The 17670-nt window shown below is 62.2% G+C and carries 16 protein-coding genes and 1 pseudogene; 12 read left to right on the forward strand and 5 right to left on the reverse strand.

Annotation, left to right across the window (positions count from 1 at the left end; all coding sequences use genetic code 11):
• Positions 1-399 precede the first annotated feature (399 nt).
• Both VMR39_RS08920 and VMR39_RS08925 read right to left on the reverse strand, forming a co-directional pair.
• Positions 400-834: a DUF488 domain-containing protein gene (locus VMR39_RS08920; RefSeq protein ID WP_325415624.1), complete on the reverse strand. Its 435-nt coding sequence runs from the start codon at positions 832-834 to the stop codon at positions 400-402.
• A gap of 302 nt (positions 835-1136) precedes the next feature.
• Positions 1137-1620, reverse strand: a pseudogene (locus tag VMR39_RS08925) (transposase); the annotation flags it as partial.
• Between the two features lie 38 nt (positions 1621-1658).
• On the opposite strand from VMR39_RS08925, the gene VMR39_RS08930 reads away from it, so the two are divergent.
• The 5 genes from VMR39_RS08930 (at position 1659) to VMR39_RS08950 (ending at position 5184) form a co-directional block, all read left to right on the forward strand.
• A complete protein-coding gene (locus VMR39_RS08930; RefSeq protein ID WP_325415625.1) occupies positions 1659-1796 on the forward strand; it encodes a hypothetical protein in 138 nt (45 codons plus the stop codon).
• A 167-nt stretch (positions 1797-1963) separates the two neighbouring features.
• Positions 1964-3181, forward strand: coding sequence for an MFS transporter (locus tag VMR39_RS08935; protein WP_325415626.1), 1218 nt, complete (start codon positions 1964-1966; stop codon positions 3179-3181).
• A 3-nt stretch (positions 3182-3184) separates the two neighbouring features.
• Positions 3185-4195 (forward strand): sugar phosphate isomerase/epimerase family protein, encoded by a 1011-nt coding sequence (locus tag VMR39_RS08940; protein WP_325415627.1) that lies wholly within the window; start codon positions 3185-3187, stop codon positions 4193-4195.
• Between the two features lie 12 nt (positions 4196-4207).
• Complete coding sequence (locus VMR39_RS08945; RefSeq protein ID WP_325415628.1) at positions 4208-4600, forward strand: C-glycoside deglycosidase beta subunit domain-containing protein; 393 nt, start codon at positions 4208-4210, stop codon at positions 4598-4600.
• Between the two features lie 71 nt (positions 4601-4671).
• Entirely contained in the window at positions 4672-5184 is a 513-nt protein-coding gene (locus tag VMR39_RS08950) for a hypothetical protein (RefSeq protein WP_325415640.1), read from the forward strand.
• Positions 5185-5208: 24 nt separating this feature from the next.
• Here the strand turns inward: VMR39_RS08950 and VMR39_RS08955 are convergent, their stop codons facing one another.
• A complete protein-coding gene (locus VMR39_RS08955) occupies positions 5209-5826 on the reverse strand; it encodes a helix-turn-helix domain-containing protein (RefSeq protein ID WP_325415629.1) in 618 nt (205 codons plus the stop codon).
• Positions 5827-6009: 183 nt separating this feature from the next.
• On the opposite strand from VMR39_RS08955, the gene VMR39_RS08960 reads away from it, so the two are divergent.
• From VMR39_RS08960 to VMR39_RS08990, 7 genes are read left to right on the forward strand one after another with little or no spacing between them, the layout of a single operon-like run.
• The gene (locus VMR39_RS08960) at positions 6010-7125 is read left to right on the forward strand and encodes an LLM class flavin-dependent oxidoreductase (RefSeq protein WP_325415630.1); all 1116 of its coding nucleotides are present in this window, start codon (positions 6010-6012) and stop codon (positions 7123-7125) included.
• 57 nt (positions 7126-7182) lie between these two features.
• Entirely contained in the window at positions 7183-7770 is a 588-nt protein-coding gene (locus VMR39_RS08965; RefSeq protein WP_325415631.1) for an NADPH-dependent FMN reductase, read from the forward strand.
• Complete coding sequence (locus VMR39_RS08970; protein WP_325415632.1) at positions 7767-10154, forward strand: beta-glucosidase; 2388 nt, start codon at positions 7767-7769, stop codon at positions 10152-10154. The genes VMR39_RS08965 and VMR39_RS08970 overlap by 4 nt, the downstream gene beginning before the upstream one ends.
• The gene (locus VMR39_RS08975; RefSeq protein WP_325415633.1) at positions 10151-11053 is read left to right on the forward strand and encodes a VOC family protein; all 903 of its coding nucleotides are present in this window, start codon (positions 10151-10153) and stop codon (positions 11051-11053) included. Before VMR39_RS08970 ends, VMR39_RS08975 begins: the two co-directional genes overlap by 4 nt.
• Positions 11054-11057: 4 nt before the next feature.
• Positions 11058-12230, forward strand: coding sequence for an alpha/beta hydrolase family protein (locus tag VMR39_RS08980; RefSeq protein WP_325415634.1), 1173 nt, complete (start codon positions 11058-11060; stop codon positions 12228-12230).
• Positions 12227-13006 carry a cyclase family protein gene (locus tag VMR39_RS08985; RefSeq protein WP_325415635.1) on the forward strand — a complete coding sequence of 260 codons (780 nt, stop codon included), beginning with the start codon at positions 12227-12229 and terminating at the stop codon, positions 13004-13006. Before VMR39_RS08980 ends, VMR39_RS08985 begins: the two co-directional genes overlap by 4 nt.
• Positions 13007-13010: 4 nt before the next feature.
• Positions 13011-13970, forward strand: a complete 960-nt coding sequence (locus VMR39_RS08990; RefSeq protein ID WP_325415636.1) for a fumarylacetoacetate hydrolase family protein — start codon at positions 13011-13013, stop codon at positions 13968-13970.
• A 97-nt stretch (positions 13971-14067) separates the two neighbouring features.
• On the opposite strand, the gene VMR39_RS08995 is transcribed toward VMR39_RS08990, so the two are convergent.
• On the reverse strand, positions 14068-16326 hold the full coding sequence (locus VMR39_RS08995; RefSeq protein ID WP_325415637.1) for a TonB-dependent receptor: 2259 nt from the start codon (positions 16324-16326) through the stop codon (positions 14068-14070).
• Positions 16327-16421: 95 nt separating this feature from the next.
• Positions 16422-17670, reverse strand: a 1249-nt coding sequence (locus VMR39_RS09000) for a sulfatase (RefSeq protein WP_325415638.1), incomplete at its 5' end; no start/stop codon positions are given.

Here is a 17670-nt window from a genome sequence, read left to right on the forward strand (position 1 = left end):
TACGGCGCGCCCGTGGGCTTGCCAGACAATCCGTTTCCACTCCCTGCTCATCGAACCGGACATGCAGATCTCCCGCATCCGGCTCTCGGACGAGACATTCCGCCTTCACGCACGGCGGGCTGCGGCCAAATCCGCCAGACGCACGAGGCCGAAGCGCTCGTATAGCTCGGGGGGGTGATAGGCTCCCTCTCGCCGTCGTCTGGTTTTGTATTCGGCGCGCAGCCGCCGACCCGACCGGACCGCTATGTGAGTGCGGACCAACAGCTTATAAGTGTTGGGCGCCCAAGACGGGCCGATTTCACCCTTTCAGGTTGATGGATGAAGATAGCTGCTTTGCCCGTTGACCGGTCGTACATCAATCAAAAGTGCCAGACAGCGGTCGGTCGTCCTTTAGCAGGTTCATCTAACAAACAAGTCCACCCGCTCCGCATCGGGCAGCACGGCATCCACCAGCAGGGAGCGATGACAGCCGGAGGGATTGCGCTCGAAGCAAAGTAATGCTGTTGGCGTTTCCAGTGCCATTTCCTTGAGCTGTTCTGCCTGAACGATCGCCTCGGGTAGATCCAGCTGCTGTGCATAAATCTGAGCGAGGCGGGCATGATGGCCCTTCCGGGCGGCCTCCCGCCCTTCAGCTGGCGTGCCCAATGCCTTCAAGCCGACATAGGCGATCCCCGCTTCGCGCAGGCCTGCGGCAAGTATGTTTTTCGATAAGCCGGGGCGGCGTGACAAAGGAACGGCGCGAATGTCGGCGAGAAGTCGGACTCCGGCTTCTTGCAGGGCGGCGATCAAATCTCGTTGTGTGATGCCTTCATAACCGATGGTGAATATCTTCATCGTCGAGAAATGGTAATAGGGCAGCTATCTGCCAATAGCCAATATGCGCTGACTAGCGGTTAGACGGCGACGGGTGGCGCAAAGTGGCCGAATTGATCTCCGGTTGAAACTGGTCATTAGAGCGATATAGTATCGAGAGGGATTTCTGTGACAGGTGACCTGCCCCCTCGGCAGTCCTTCGATCATAGCGAGAGACTTGCGGTTGAATATTTTGGCACGCTCGCGTGCACCAATCTCCAATGCGCTCATGCAGGTGTTCGATTTCCCAACGACGAGCGGGGCCAAACATAGTTTTAGTCGTAGCGCCGTCGGCGCACGGACAAGCCTCCTTCCCGATATCGTCGGCAGAACTTCTTATGGTTCATGCTCATGCCCTTGCGCTCCCGCATGACACCGATCCGGCGATAGCCGAACGGACGGCCCTGCACTGCGATTCACGCATAGCTTCGCGGATGGCTCCGTGGTCCGGCTGGCGTTCTCGCCTGACCGTCTTGGGATCGAGGCCAATCAGCACACAGGCTCGGAGCTATTAGACTTGGTAGTCCCGCATCACACTGTGCGCCACGTCTCGTCGCTGGCCCAGCGTCGTCAGCCTTTTCCCAGCAGGCACTTCAGGATCGCGTTGTCCAGCATGCGGTCAGCCAGAAGCCGCTTCAGCTTGCCGTTCTCGTCGTCCGTTTGGCGCAGGCGATGGGCGTCGGAGACCTTCATGCCACCGAACTGCGCCTCCAGCTTGTCGAAGGTCGCTGTACTCAAACCGTGCTTGCTGCAAACCTCCACCATCGGTGTGGACGGCCGATTATGGCAAAGGACGCGTCTTTTCGATGACGCCGGGCCATGACGAAGTGTCGCTGCATTTTGCCGGGCTGCAATCGCTCATTCTGCGCGGCACGGAATGGGCCGCCACCGGCAAGGTCACGATCCCCATTCCGGAAGAAGCGAAGGATTACCCCACCCAATGACCGTCGGGCCGGCACCCATGTGCTGCCGGCCATAGGGATGTTACCGGATTGCGGCCTGTGCTCCCACGGATTGACAGGCCGCAATCAAACCAATAGACGAATATCAGTTCTAATTAGAGGCGGCCATGAGTCGCCCGGCGAAGAGGAGCCAAGGCGCAGTGCGTTCTATGATCGATTTCTTCCGACGCCTGGCGCTGATCCCGCAAGGAATCACAATCGTCGTGGCGGGTTTCCTGCCCATCTTCGCGATCGTTTCCATGTTTCCCGCCATCCCCGCGATCATCGATCATTTTGCCGGCGATCCCGATGCCCGCTGGAAAGTGCCGATGATGGTGTCCGCTCCCGGCCTGACCATCGCGCTGATCGCGCCCTTCGCTGGCTTCTTCATCGACCGCTTCGGCCGCCGCCCGTTGCTGATCGGCGCGACCCTGCTTTACGGCATCGTCGGCACCGCTCCCTTCTTTCTCGACAGCCTGAACGCCCTGATCGCGTGCCGTCTGCTGCTGGGCGTGGCGGAGGCAGCGATCCTGACGATCGTCAATACTCTGATCGCCGATTATTGGGACGATCGCGGCCGCAAGGACTGGCTGTTCCTTCAGGGGATTTGCGGTCCCTTCTTCGCATCTGGCGTCATCCTGATGGCGGGCGCAGCCTCGTCTGTGCGCTGGAACGGGATCTTCCTGGTCTATGCCGTCGCCTTTCCCATCTTCTTCGCAATGATCGCCTGGCTGTTCGAGCCGCGTCGTGCGGATGGCGCGACGATCACTGAAATCGCCCAGAAAAATGAGCGGACGCCGCGCACGTCCTTCCCGACCGCGTCGGTCGCGCTGATCGGCGGCGTGACGCTGATCGCCTCGGCACTCTACTATGTCTTCATCATCAGCGGTTCGCTCGCCTGGCGCGAAGTCGGCATTATGGACCCGGCGCGCATCGGCCAGCTGACGGCCATTCCCAGCCTGTTCGTCATGCTGGGTGCGCTGATCTTCCGCCTGATGGGCAATCGTCCGCAAACCGTGCAACTCGCAACCTTCTTCGGCCTGCTCGGTGTCGGCCTGGCCGGCATCGGCCTGGCCCCCGACTGGCGCTGGCTGGTCGCCGCGCTGATCGTGCAGCAGACCGGCGCCGGCATGGCAGTGCCCACCATCATTTCCTGGGCGCAGAGCAAGCTGCCCTTCGAGCATCGCGGCCGGGGCATGGGCGTGTGGACTGCCTGCTTCTTCTTCGGTCAGTTCTCCAGCCCCTGGCTGGTGCATCAGGCCGAAAACATCGTCGGAACCATGCAGGGCGCGTTCCTTGCAGCGGGTCTGGTAGGCATCATTGCCGCCATCGTCATCGGTTTCGCGCGCTCGCCGCGCGCGGCGCCTTCCATCGCTCCTGCGGAGTAAATCATGACAAGCGACATCAAGCGGGGCGTCAGCCTCTACAGTTTCCAGCACGAAACCTTCCAGGGCAAGATGAGCCTGGAAGACTGTTTCAAGACCTGTGCCGACATGGGCGCGTTGGGTATCGAGATCATCGGCGAGCAGACCTTCTGGGGCTGGCCCGAAGCCAGTGTCGACGAAGCCAAGATCGACGAATGGCACAGCCTGATCGCGAAATATGGCGCAACCGCCGTGAGCCATGACTTCATGCTCGACTACAAGCGCTACAAGGGCCGCATGATGCCTTTCGAAGAGCAAGTCGCCAGCGTGAAGAAGGACATCGACTTTGGCGCGCGCCTCGGCATGAAATATATTCGCGCACTCGTTTCGATCGCGCCCGAAGTGCTGGTCGCCGCCGCCCCCTATGCCGAAGAGAAGAACATCAAGATCCTGATCGAGGTGCATGCGCCGCTGCATTTCGACCATCCCTGGATCATCCGCCATGCCGAAGCCTTCGAGAAATCGGGTTCGGACGCGCTGGGCTTCCTGCCCGACATGGGCATGTTCCTGTTCAAGTTCCCGCCGGTCTGGAAGGAACGCTTCATCCGCAACGGCGTGCCGCAGAAGATCGCCGATTATATCGAGACGGCCTATGAGGACCGCGTCCTTAGCGAATATGTGATCCTGAACGTGCGGGAAATGGGCGGCGAAGGTCCGGCGCTGGGCATGGCCGAAACGCTGCGCCACAATGCCGCTTTCGAACCGAAGCGAATGCTCGACTTCATGCACCGCATCCACAATGTGCATGGCAAATTCTACCAGATGGACGAAAATCTGGTCGAACCTTCCATCCCCTATGACGAGATCGTCCGGGTGCTCAAGAAGGGCGGCTACAAGGGCTATATCTGCTCGGAATATGAAGGGAACCGCTGGATCGAGGATGCGCACGAAGTCGATTCCGTCGAGCAGGTCCGTCGCCAGCAGTTAATGCTGAAATCGCTGATCGGCGAGCCCACCCCCTCTGCCCTCGCCGCTTAAGGAGCCGCAACCATGTTCGACAAGATGATGCTGTGCGACGAAGGCTTTGAAAATGTCGTCGAGAATGGCGAGATCATCGGTTTCTCGCTGCTCGCCCGGCTGCCCTATTATCGTGGCCTCGGCCTCTCCATGATCGAGGATATCGGCCTCTCCATCGATGGCGCGCCGGTGGCGCGCGAGGATATCCGCTTCTCCGTCCGCGGCCGCAGTTGGACGCTGGACGAAATGGAAACCGTCTATGACGATCGCTGGAACTTCGGCGAAAAGGCAAAGGTCACCGTGTTGCGCGCGGGCGGCCTGACGCCAGGCGCGCACAAGGTCGACATCGCCGTGCGGATGCGCGTGTCCTACCTGCCCTTCGTCCCCACGACGAAGACCGGACGCGAACTGCAACTCGCCGCCTGACATGTGAACGGCATGGCGGCGCAATGCGTCGCCATGCCCCTTCCCCTCTTTCCGGAGGAGCGACGCCCTTGATGCGTCTTGCACGGGAAATCTGGCTCGCCCCGGCAGCCGTTCAGCTACAGGAACACGGCCCGGAGTGGCTGGATATCGTCGACGACAAGGAATGGTCGAAAGGCAGCGGTTTCCACCGCGGCTTCTGCTCCAGCTTCCGCATCCACCCCGATCGCAAGGTCTGGTTCCATTTCCCCTTCCAGCTTCCGGCAGGCGGGATCGTCGATCAGGTGTCGCTGCTCTGGGAAACCGAAGACGGTGCGAGCGTCAGTTGGGTCTGCGTCCATCATGGCGGCATGCACCGTCAGCATCTGTGCGAACCCAATGTGCCGCTGACAGGCAGCCCGGAACCCTTCGACCCGCCCGCGTTGTGGCGCCAATATTATCCGTCGTCCAACCGGGTGCGCACGGACCTTGCCGTAAAACCCGCCGTCGAGATGCGTTTCGGCTTTCAACTATGCGTGCAGGTGGATGGCCCCGGCGTGGTTCGCTTCTACGGTGCCGGTCTCAGATACAACGAAAGCGACAGTTAGCCGGTAGCGCGGTGACGCGCCTGCTCAGCGGGCAGGCGCGCGCAGGAAGGCGGCGCACATGATCGCCAGGTCTTCCTTCAATTCTTCCCAATTGCCCTGATTGGCCGCTTCGGGCGATGATCCCAGCCCCAGGAAGCGCGCCAGTGTGTAATAGATCATGCGAAACGCGTTGCCGACCAGGCGCGCATGATCGGACCGCCCGAACTCCGTAGCATAGCGCAGCATCTGCGCCTCGGCTTCCTGAGTCAGCTTTTCCGCCGAGCTGCGTCCCAGCGACGAAATCGACTCGTCATAGATGGCGCGGAACATGATCGGGCGCAGCACGGGACTGTAGCGTTTCAGCAGTTCGGCATAAGAGTCGACGAACAGCTGCGCGAACTCGTCCAGGCTCGTCGCCTTTGCGCCGATAGTCTGCATCATCGCATCCTGATCGTCGCCGATCTGGGCGAGGACGCGACCATGCACCGCGCGGATCAGATCATCCTTGCTGTCGAACCGCAGATAGATCGAACCGATCGAAACCTTTCCCGCCTTCGCCACTTCGGTCAGCGTGAAATCGTCGTTCCCGCGCTTCACCATCAGCTTTTCGGCGGCGGTCAGCATCCGCTCGTAGGACGCGCGGGAACGCCCCTGCTGGGGCACGCGGCTCGCCTCAGCGGAAACAGAAATAGAATCATCCTTCGACTTCTTGGTTGACACTGACGGCATAATGATCCTATCGGTAATGAGAACACTGGTTCTAATTGATTTCCATTCTGACGGCTTTGGCCGCCAATGTAAACAAGTCGTCATGTGACAGCCCAAGGGGCATCGCTGGAGGGGATAATGCGCTTTTCTGTGTTTCTGAACGCCCGGTCTATGGCGGCGGAGGAAGACCGTCAGCTGATCCGGAATCTGACCGATCATGCGACCCGCGCGTCGGAACTGGGCTTCGATGCGATCTTCCTGCCCGACCATCATTTCAACGGCTATATGCCGGTGGCGTCGGACAGCTTCATGTTCGCATCCTATCTGGCGGCGAAGCTGCCGCGGATGCATTTCGGCTTTTCCGTCGTCTCCGTGCCGCTGCATCACCCCGTGCGCTTCGTCGAACGGATCAACATTCTCGACCAGTTGACCGACGGCAAGCTGCTGGTCGGCGTCGGCAGCGGCACTACCCCCGAAGAGATGATCGGCTTCGGCGTCAACTATCAGGAAGCCGGTGCGGTTTCGGAAAACAACCTCGCTATCGCCGAACAGCTCTGGGCAAAGCGGATGGAAGACCCGGCGATCGACATCGACAACGGCCCACACAAGGGCCGCGTGCTTCAGCGTATCGCACCGGCGCAATATAGCCCGCGCCATGCCCGGCTGATGCCCGTCGCGATGAAGGAAGCCAGCGCCCGCCGCGCCGCCGAAAATGGCTGGCCGGCCTTCATCCCCGCCTTCACCCCGCCCCAGATCGGCGGCACCGAGCCGATGAAGCATGTCGCCAAATATTTCGGCATCTACCGCCAGATGCTTGAAGAGGCAGGCCATGCGCGGGACGTCGTCGCCAGCGCGCTCGACTGGACCACGCACACCTATCAGGTCGTCCATGTCGCCGAAACCGACGAACAGGCGCGCGAGGAGCTGGAAGTCATCCTGCGCTCCTATCAGGACGCGATCGAGCGCGAGGCCGCGTTCAACGCCCGCGCCGAGGCGGACTCCGCCAACAAGAAGACCGACCGCACGCCCAACGCCCTGACGGAAGACTGGATCGGCACCTGGTGTCTATATGGGTCGCCCGAAACGGTGATCGAACATCTGAAGCCCTACGAAGCGCTGGGCATCGGCAACATATTGTGCGGCACCACCACCGGTCCGCTGACGGAAGACCGTCTGCGGCTGGGCAATCAGACGCTGCGCCTGCTGTCGGAGAAGGTGATGCCCGCCTTCAAGGTGTCCGAACCTGCTGAATGAGATTTGCGTGCGAGCGCGGTCCGCAAGAAGGCCGCGCCGCCTTTTGAGGAGTGTGACATGTCCGGTCTTTCTGCGGCCCGCGCAAAGCGGATCGTCGGCCTTGGCGGCACGTTCCGCCAGGCATCGTCCAGCGAGCGGATCGTTCGAGCGGTGCTGGCGGAATGTGCGGCACTGGGGGCGGACACCATCATGTTCGATGGCCCAGCCCTCGCCCACCTGCCCCATTTCAACCCGGAACAGCCCGACCGCACCGAGGAGGAAAGCGCACTGGTCGAGGCGATCCGTACCTGCGACGGCATCGTAATCGGCAGCCCCGGCTATCATGGCGGCTATTCGGGCCTCGTGAAGAATGCGATCGACCTGCTGGAGGATCTGCGCGCTGATGACCGTATCTATTTCGACGGGCGCCCGGTCGGCCTGGTCGTGACGGCCGCCGGCTGGCAGGCCTGCGGCACCACGCTATCGGCCTTGCGGGACGTCGTTCACGCCATGCGCGGCTGGCCCACCCCTGTGGGCGTAGCCGTCAACAGCGTCGAGCAGCGTCCCTTCGCGCCGGACGGCATGATCGGCGACGATGGCATCGCCCGCGCGGTCCGCGCGCAGGCGCAGCAGATCATGTCCTTTGCCATGGAGACCATAGCGTGACCGAAGCGCTCACACTGGAACAGAAGCTGGCGATGAGCGCTGGCGCGACCATGTGGACCACGGTCGGCTATGCCGACGCGGGCATCCCGTCTCTCGCCATGGCCGACGGTCCGATGGGTATCGCCAGTGGGCGGGTGGACGAACGCGACATCGCGCTCCTCACCCCCTGCCCCACGGCATTGGGTGCCAGCTGGGATATCGATCTCAACCAGCGCGTCGGCGCGCTGGTCGGCGGCGAAGCGATCCGCATGGGCGTGGACATGGTGCTCGCGCCCAATGTCAATCTCGCCCGCAGTCCGCTCGCCGGTCGTGCCTTTGAATATTTCTCCGAAGAACCACTGCTGGCCGGCATATTGGGCGCGGCCTGGGCGACAGGCCTCCAGTTCACCGGTACCGCTTCAGTCGCGAAGCATCTGGTCTGCAACGACAGCGAAACCGATCGCGACCGGATGAATGCGGTGATCGACGAACGCACGTTGCGCGAAGTCTATCTCCTGCCGTTCGAGCTGTGCGCGCAGGCGGGCGTCGGTGGGATGCTGACCGCCTATAACCGGGTGAACGGCCAATGGTGCGCCGAACATCATCATGTCATCTCGACTATCGTGAAGGGGGAATGGGATTTCCCTGGGGTCATGATGAGCGACTGGTTCGGCACCCACTCGACCGTTGCTACGCTCAGCGCCGGGCTTGATCTGGAAATGCCCGGCCCGGCCCGTTTCCTTGGATATAAGGCAAAGGACGCGCTTGCGCAGGGCCATGTAGGCGCAGAGCGGGTGAATGATGCGGCGGCGCGCGTCGCCCGCGCCGCCAGCCGGTTCAAGGGAGAGAAAAACGCGCTCATTACCGGCAAGGCTGCGGATGATCTGCTGGTGGAGGCGGCCGCAGCAGGCTTCGTCCTGCTGCGCAACGAAGGCGATCTGCTGCCGCTGACGCCCGGCCGCGACCGGCATGTCGCGGTCATCGGCCCCAATGCCGCCGCGCCCTGCTATCAGGGCGGCACCTTCGCGAAGATCGCCGTGGCACCCGACGCCACCCGCCCGCTGGAGGCGATCATGGCGCGCTTTGCCGATCATTGCCGCATCGACTATGAGCCGGGCGTCGATCCGCAGCCGCGCCTGCCCGCCATGCCGGTCAGCCCGGCGCGCGACCTTGGCGATGGCCATAGGCGCGGCATGACCATCGACTATTATGACGGCCAGGATCCGGACGCGCGCCTGATCGCCAGCGAGACGCGCGACACCAATTCGCTGGTCTGGTTCGCCGGCGTCCATGACGATGTCGCAACCCTTGGCAAGCCGGCGCGGATCGTCGCCAGCGGTCTGTTCCATGCCGAACAGGACGGGGATCATCTCTTCTATCTGGGCGCAACCGGGCCGGTCGTCATGCGTATCGACGGCCGCGACATAGTGGCGCAGGTCGAACCCATCCCGTCGTCCGATGTGATGGGCAAGCTGAAAAGCGGGGATGCGCGCAGCGTCGCCGTCGCGCTTGAGGTGGGCCAGAGCGTCGCGATCGAGGTCGAGTTCAGCTATGATGCCGCCCGCGTCCATGGCCTTTGGTATGGCATCCGCCGCCCCGACACTGCGCAAGCGATGCTGCAACGCGCGGTCGAACTGGCATCACAGGCGGACGCGGTCATCCTGATGGTCGGCGAAACCTCCGACGCCAGCGTCGAAAGCAAGGACCGCAGCCACACGCGCTTGGCCGACGAGCAGATCGCCCTGATCAACGCCGTCACCGCCGCCAATCCCCGGACGGCGATCATCGCCAATGTCGGCCATGCCTTCGACGCCAGTTGGGAGGAGAAGGCCGCTGCCTTCCTCATCGCCTGGTATCCGGGCGAAGGCTTTGGCGAAGCGATCGCGCAGGTGCTGGCAGGCGATCGGGAACCGGGCGGCCGCATGCCGGTGTCGATCGCACGCAGGGATCAGGATTATCCCGCCCTGTCGCTCACCCCCGACGCGCAGGGCGACCTGTCCTATTCGGAAGGCAGGCGGCTGGGCTATCGCGGCATGGACGATCCACGTCATACGCTGGGCGCGGGCTTCGGCTATGCCGACATCGCGCTGCTTGCAGCCCATCGGCTGCCGGATCAGGACGATGTCGTGCGCATCGACATCACCGTTGAAAATCGATCCGATCGCGCCGGCAGCGACGTCATCCAGGTCTATCGCCGTGAACCCGAACTGGCGCTCGCCGCTTTTACCAAGCTGAATCTGGAGCCGGGCGAGCGCCGGAATACCACGATCGAAATCCCCCGCCGGCGCCTGCAATATTGGTGCGACGGCTGGCGCGACATCGCCGTGCCGCACCTGTTCGTGGGCCGGTCGGCCGCGGACATCGCCTTTGACCTCTCCCTTCCCGTTTCGGAGCCTATCGCATGAGCCGTGTCACCGAAATCCGCTATGTCGGCTATGCCGTCCCCGATCTGGAGGCCGAGCGGGCCTTTTACGCCGAGCAGTGGAAGCTGGTCGAAGCCGGCGAGCAGGACGCCATGGTCCATTTCGCCGCCGATGGCGGGGAAGAGGGCTATGTCGTGCGCCTGCGCGCGGCGGAAGAGAAGCGCATCGATGTGATCGCGCTGGCGGCCGACAGCCGCGCCGATGTCGACGCGCTGCATGACAAGGTCGCGGCGGCTGGCGCGCGGATCATCTTCGCGCCAAAGGAACTGACGACGCTGGGTGGCGGCTATGGCTTCCGCTTCTTCTCGCCCGATGGCCTCAGCTTCGAGATTTCGAGCGACGCGGCGCGCCGCGATGCCCGCGACATGGTTCGCTGGCAAGGCGTGCCGCAGAAGCTCAGCCATATCGTGCTGCACTCGCCTGATCATCAGGCACTGGTGCAATGGTTCTGCGATGTGCTGGGGTTCAAGATTTCCGACTGGCTGGGCGACTTCATGTGCTTCCTGCGCTGCAACGGCGCGCATCACCGCATCGCCATCCTCCCCGGCCCGCCCTGCCTCAACCATGTCGCCTATGACATGCTGAGCGTCGACGACATGATGGTCGGCGTGAACCGGCTGAAGCAGAAGGGCACCGACATTCGCTGGGGACCGGGGCGCCATACGGCGGGCAACAATACCTTCAGCTATTTCACCACGCCCGCCGGCTTCGCGGTCGAATATACGTCCGAGCTGGAATATGTCGATTTCGAGAGTCATGAGCCGAAGGTCCATATCCCCGGACCCAAGGTGATGGACCAGTGGGGCATTGGCGTGGGCGGTCCGCAGACGATGCCGCACCCCGAACCCGACAAGGGGCTGTTCCAGGCGGCGGAGGTCTGATCCCATGGCCCTGTTCGAATATTTCCCCAACTATATCTGGAACCTGTCGGTCGCGATCGCGATGGAGAGCGGTGGGCAGATCGGCGAGATCGTCGACATGTGCCAGCCCATCAGGGATGCGGCGGCCAATGGTGGCGACGCAGGCACGCCCATGTTCATGAGGGCCTGGGCCGCGATGGGCGACAAGCTGCTCGAACTGGCGGCCGAGGATGAAGCGAAAAGGCGCAATTTCTCGGCCTCCAACAAGCTGGAGCGCGCATCGCTTTACCTGATTACCGCCGAGCGGATGCAGGGGCATGGCGCACCGGGGCGTGAGGCGACCTATGCCAAGGCGCGTGATGCCTTCGATCGGTCGACCGTACTCGGTAAGATCAACCGCGTGCGGGTGGAGATCCCGCTCGAAACGGGCACCATGCCGGCGCTCTTCACGCGTGCGCCCAATTCCGGAAAAGGAGGCGAAGGACGCAAGCCGGTGGTGGTCTTCTGCAATGGTCTGGATAGCTGCAAGGAACTGCTCTACTGGACGCGGCTGCCGGAGGAGCTGGCGCGGCGCGGCATTTCGACCCTGTGTGTCGATCAGCCCGGATCGGGCGAGGCGCTGCGGCTCCAGAACCTCCCTGTCGATCCGCATAGCGAAAGCTGGGCGAGCAAGGCGGTCGATTGGCTGGAACAGCAGGCCGAAGTCGATCCCGTCCGCATCGGCATGACCGGCATTTCGCTGGGTGGCCATTTCGCGCCGCGCGCCGTCGCCTATGAACCGCGCTTCGCCAGCGGCGCGGTGTGGGGCGCCAACCATAATTGGCGCGAAGTGCAGGACAAGCGCATGGCGCGCGAGGGTGAGAACCCGGTCCCGCATTATTGGGCGCATGTTCATTGGGCCTTCGGCGCCAAGGATCAGGAGGATTTCCTCGCCAGGTCCGAGGCGATGAACCTCAACGGTCATATGGACGGCATCAAGGTGCCCTTCCTCGTCACCCATGGCGCCAACGACCGGCAGATCAGCGTCGCCTATGCCGATGATCTCTACGATCAGCTGGTGAACTCACCCCGGCGCGAGAAGGTCATCTTCACCGATCGCGAAGGCGGCGTTGAGCATGTCGGCGCCGACAATATGGCCTATGGTCGCGACCTCATTTCCGACTGGTTCGCCGAAACGCTGGGAGGGCAAAAGGCATGACCCGCCGCTTCATCGACCTGTCGATCACGCTGGAAAATGACGTGGTGTCCGACCCGCCCTTCATGCGACCCAAAATCACCTATGAAACCCATCAGGACACGGTGAAGGAATTGCAGCATTTCTTCCCCGGCGTCACGGCCGAGCAGACGCCGGGCGGGGAAGGCTTTGCAGCGGCGGAATGGGTGACGCTGACCACGCATAACGGCACGCATCTCGATGCGCCCTGGCATTTTTCACCGACCATGGATGGCGGCCAGCGCGCCATCACCATCGATGAAGTGCCGCTCGACTGGTGCTTCCGCCCCGGCGTGAAGCTCGACTTCCGCGCGTTTCCCGATGGCTATGTCGTGACGGCCGCCGATGTCGAGGCGGAACTCGCGCGTATCGGCCATGACCTGCAACCGCTCGACATCGTGCTGGTGAACACGGCAGCGGGCAAGGCGCTGGGCCGCCCCGACTTCGTCAATGTCGGCTGCGGCATGGGTTATGAGGCGACCATGTATCTGACGTCGCGCGGGGTGCGCGTGACCGGCACTGACGCCTGGAGCTGGGACGCGCCCTTCGCCTATACGGCGGAAAAGGTGAAGGAAACGGGCGACACCTCGCTCATCTGGGAAGGGCATAAGGCAGGCCGCGATATCGGTTACTGTCACCTCGAAAAACTGCACAATCTGGAAAGCCTGCCCGGCAATGGCTTTACCGTCAGTTGCTTCCCCCACAAGATCAAGGGCGCTTCGGCAGGCTGGACCCGCGCCGTCGCCATCTTCGAGGATTAAGGCCGTGCGCTTCGCCACACTGTCCAACGGCGCCCCCGATGGCACATTGATCGTCGTTTCGCGCGACGCGCAACTCTGCCTGCCTGCGACCGGTATTGCCGACACGCTGCAACAGGCGATCGAGCGCTGGGACGCGGTCGAGGCGCCGTTGTGCGCACTGGCCGCCCGGCTGGAGCAAGGCGAGGGTGCGCCGCTCGACCATAACCGCCTGCTCGCCCCGCTTCCCCGCGCCTGGCAATGGCTCGACGGGTCGGCCTTCCCTCAACATGGCGAACTGATGCAGAAGGCGTTCGGCCTGCCGCCGATTGAGACGGACCGACCGCTCATGTATCAGGGACTGTCCGACCGCTTCCTGTCCGGCCATGCCGACGTACCGCTGCCCAGCGAAGACGACGGCATCGATTTCGAGGGCGAATATGGCGTCATCACCGACGCCGTGCCGATGGGCACGCCGGCCAGCGATGCCCTCCACCATGTGAAGCTCCTCCTCCTCATCAACGACTGGTCGCTGCGCGCCATCGCGCCGATAGAGATGAAGACCGGTTTCGGCTGGGTGCAGGCCAAGCCCGCCTGCTCGGTCGCTCCCTTCGCCGTGACGCCCGACGAGCTGGGTGAGGCGTGGCAGGACGGGCGTGTCCATCTGCCGCTGGAAGTCACGTTGAACGGCCAGTGGTTCGGCCATCCCCATGGCGGCGAAATGGCATTCGGCTTCCACGACCTCATCGCCCACGCCGCCCGCACCCGCGATCTCGTCGCCGGGACGATCATCGGGTCCGGCACGGTCTCCAACGCCGATTATGCCAGCGTCGGCTCCTGCTGCCTCTCGGAACGACGCGCGATCGAAATGATCGCGACCGGCAAGCCGGAAACACCTTTCCTGCATTTCGGCAGTCATGTGCGGATGGAAGCGCGCGGCGGTTCATTCGGCGCGATCGATCAGGTCGTGACTGCGCCGGACCACTAGGCGATCACCGTCAGTGCGCGCTGCATCACGATCTGATGCAGCGCGCTCCAATCATCCTAACAGCGTAACGTCGGTGCGGCCTCTTGCGCCAACCATCTTAAAAATCGACACTTCCGGTCACACCGAAATAGCGATCATTATCGCGTGGCACGAAGCGCGACAGGCCGGCGACCGCGCCATAGGCGAGGAAGGTCGAATAATGCTTGTCCGCGATATTCTTGACGATGCCGCGCAGCGACCAGCGATGGCCATCCCTGTCGCCGACCAGCGCGATCGAGGCGTTCCAGATGCCGTAACCGGGCTGAACTGTGTCGGGCGTCTGGGTGATCGAATATTGGGTCTTCGACTTGTAGCTATAGTCGGTGTTGAGTTCGAGGCCGAGTGTATCGCCCAGCGCCACGGTATAGGTCACGTCGCCATGCAATTTCCACTTGGGGGCATAGGGCAAGGGCTGGCCATCGAAATTGGTGCAGGTAGCGTTGGCCGGGCAATTGAACTTGTCGATCTTCGCATCGGTATAGGCGAAGTTGAAGCCGATGTTCAGCGGATCGATCGGGCGGAAGGTGAAGTCGCCTTCCACACCGCGTGACGACACGTCTCCCGCATTGGTGAGGCGCGTGACCAGCGCCCCCTGGAAGCTGTCCTGGAAGTTGGTCTGATAGCCGCTGAATTTGGTGATATAGGCCGCGATGCTGGCCTGTAGCCGGTTCTCCAGCGCCGACGCCTTGAAGCCGACTTCATAGCTGTTGGATGTTTCGGGTGCGAGCGGCTCGACCGCGTTCTGCGGCATGTTGAAGAAGACGTTATAGGCCTGTCCTTTATAGCCGCGCGAGTAGGTGGCGTAGACTTGCGCGTCGGACGCCAGGTCATATTGCAGGCCGAGGCGCGCGGTATAGTCGGTCTTCGAGGTGCTGCCCGTGTTCGATATGGAGGCCGCGATGCCCGGCACACCAGCCGCGGGCGCATCCGACACGCGGTTATGGTAGAATTGCAGTTCGTCCTGAATCACGCGACCGCCCACGATGGCGCGGAAGGACGGCGTGAAATTGACGTTCGCTTCGCCATAAGCCGCGAAATTGTCGGATTCGATACCATAATGGGCGATACCGCTATTGTTGACGGTCGCGCCGTTGATCAGGCGGGTGATGTCACGGCGATAGACTTCGTCGGTCTTCGCCTTGAGGAAATAAAGGCCGACGACATAGTCGATGAGGCCGCCCTTGGCCGAGGTGAAGCGCAATTCCTGGCTGATCTGGCTGCTGTTGACGCGGCCCCTATCCTCCCCCTGAGTCAGCGTGCCGGTGATGCCAGGCGCGGTCAGCAGGCTGAAACTGTCCCAATCCTGATGCTGGGCATTCTTCCACTCGCGATAGGCGGTGATAGACGTCAGCGTCGCATCGCCGATCTCGATATCGGCCTGCACCGATCCGCCGTAATTCTTGTCGCGCACATCGCTGTCGAAGCTACTGGCAACAGTCCGGTTGTTGAGTGAGGGCGTCACGCCTTCAGCAGCGAGAATGGCGGCGAGCGTGGGATTGGTGGCCACCGCACCGGTCGGATAGGCAACGCGATCGGTGCTGGCGAAGACGCCGGTCGGAACATCATCGCGACCCCAGAGATAATCGGCGTTGAACGTCAGCGTAACGGTTTCGGAGGGTTTGGCGACCAGCTTCGCGCGACCGCCGCGCCGCTTGTAGCCATTGACGTCGTTGCCGGTGACGAGGTTCTTCACATTGCCGTCGAATCCGGCGATCAGCCCGGTGACCGAAAAGAGCAGCTTGTCCTCGATGATGGCGCCCGAAGCACCCGCGCGAAAGCGATATTCATCGCCTTCGAAATAGCTGGCCTGAGCCGACAAATGAAAATCATTGGTGGGCGTCTTGCTGACGATATTGATGACGCCGGCGGAAGCATTCTTGCCAAACAAAGTGCCTTGCGGTCCGCGCAACACCTCGATCCGGTCGATGTCGACCAGATCGAGCGTCGATTGGCCCGGACGGGTCAGCACCACGCCGTCGACCACGGTCGATACGGACGGCTCGACGCCGGGCGACGTTGTGATAGTGCCGACGCCCCGGATGAAGACGGTGCGATCCTTGTTCGATGCCCCTGCGCGGAAATCCACCGTGGGTACGATCGCGGCGATATCCTGAAGATTGTTCAGATTCTTCTGTGCCAGCGCATCGCCCTTGAGCGCGGTGATGGCGATCGGCACGTCCTGGATGGATTCGTTGCGGAAACGCGCCGTCACCACGATCTCGTTGGGATCGGTCGGCGCTGCGGGTTCCTGTGCCAGGGCCAGACCCGGAAGAGCTGCCGAAAACAGCACAAGGCGCCGAGCGGGAAAACGAGACATGATAAGCTCCCTGATATTCAATCTTATTAGTAGACAATTAGCTGCACTCATAGAGCGGCGCAAAAAAGAAAAACTATGCGAGCCTCAGCCAGCCCCTATCGGGCGAGAAATTTCAGCAGCTCTTCCGGAAAGGGCGCCAGCACCGACTTCTCCGCATGGCGTAAAATCTTTCGCTCGCCTGCATCGCGCGGCAGCGGCATGTCGAGCCCGCCCGTCACCTCCAGCCGGTCGAACAGCGCCTTGTTGAGCCGCTCGACAATGTCGTGATGGCCCGGGCTGAAGATCAGATTGCGACTTTCGAGCGGGTCGTCCTGAAGATCGTACAGCTCGTCAATGTCCCAGATGCCGTGATAGCGGACATATTTGTAGCGATCCTCGCGAATGGCATGGACCGTCGGCGTCTGCGGGAAATTGCGTTCCCAATAATATTCGTAGAGCAGCGCGTCGCGCCATGCGACCGTCTCTCCACGCATCAGGGACAGAAGGCTGCGTCCTTCCATCCAGTCTGGCGGTTCCAGCCCGGCAACTTCGAGCATCGTGGGAGCGATGTCGAGATTGGCGACGACCTGTTCCACCGTCCGTCCGCCGTCGAACAGCGCCGGGCAGCGCGCGACCATCGGGATGCGCATCGATTCTTCATAGGCGCAGCGCTTGTCGATCAGCCCATGTTCGCCGAACAGGAAGCCGTTGTCGCTCATGTAGAGGATCAGCGTGTCGTCCAGTTCGCCGCGTTGCTCCAGATGGTCCATGATCTGCCCCATCCCCTCATCCACCGAGAGATAGGTTTCCATGTAGCGCTTGTAATAGTCGCCGATGTCGAGATCGTCATGATAGGCGAAGTCGACGCCGTGCCAGCTGTTGCGCTGGTTTTCGACCCACATCGGCCGCCCTTCCGCGTCCGGCGCCATCGTTTCGGGGTAGCGGAAGGTCGCGTCGTTGTAGCGGCCCTCATGGCGCGGCGCCGGATAGAATTCGGCATGGACCGCCTTGTGCGCCAGAAATAACATGAAAGGCTTTTCGCGCGTGCGGCTTTCCAGCCAGTCCAGCGCATAGGCGTTGAGTTGGTCGGTCAGATAGCCGTCCTGTGCAACCCGCTCGCCATCGACATTCAGGCCATCGCCATTGGGCCAGTAATCACCCTGCCCCTTGAAACTGACCCAACGGTCGAAGCCGGGCTGCGGATCGTCACCTTCAAGCCCCATATGCCATTTGCCGATGAAGGCGGTTTCATAGCCGATCGCCTGAAGATATTCGGGGAAGAAGACCAGTCCCGGCGCGATCGGATGATTATTGTCCACCACCCGATGCTGATGGGCATAAAGGCCGGTGAAAATGGTCGCACGG

This window comes from Sphingobium sp. (assembly GCF_035511395.1).
In the GTDB taxonomy this organism is placed as follows: Bacteria; Pseudomonadota; Alphaproteobacteria; order Sphingomonadales; family Sphingomonadaceae; genus Sphingobium.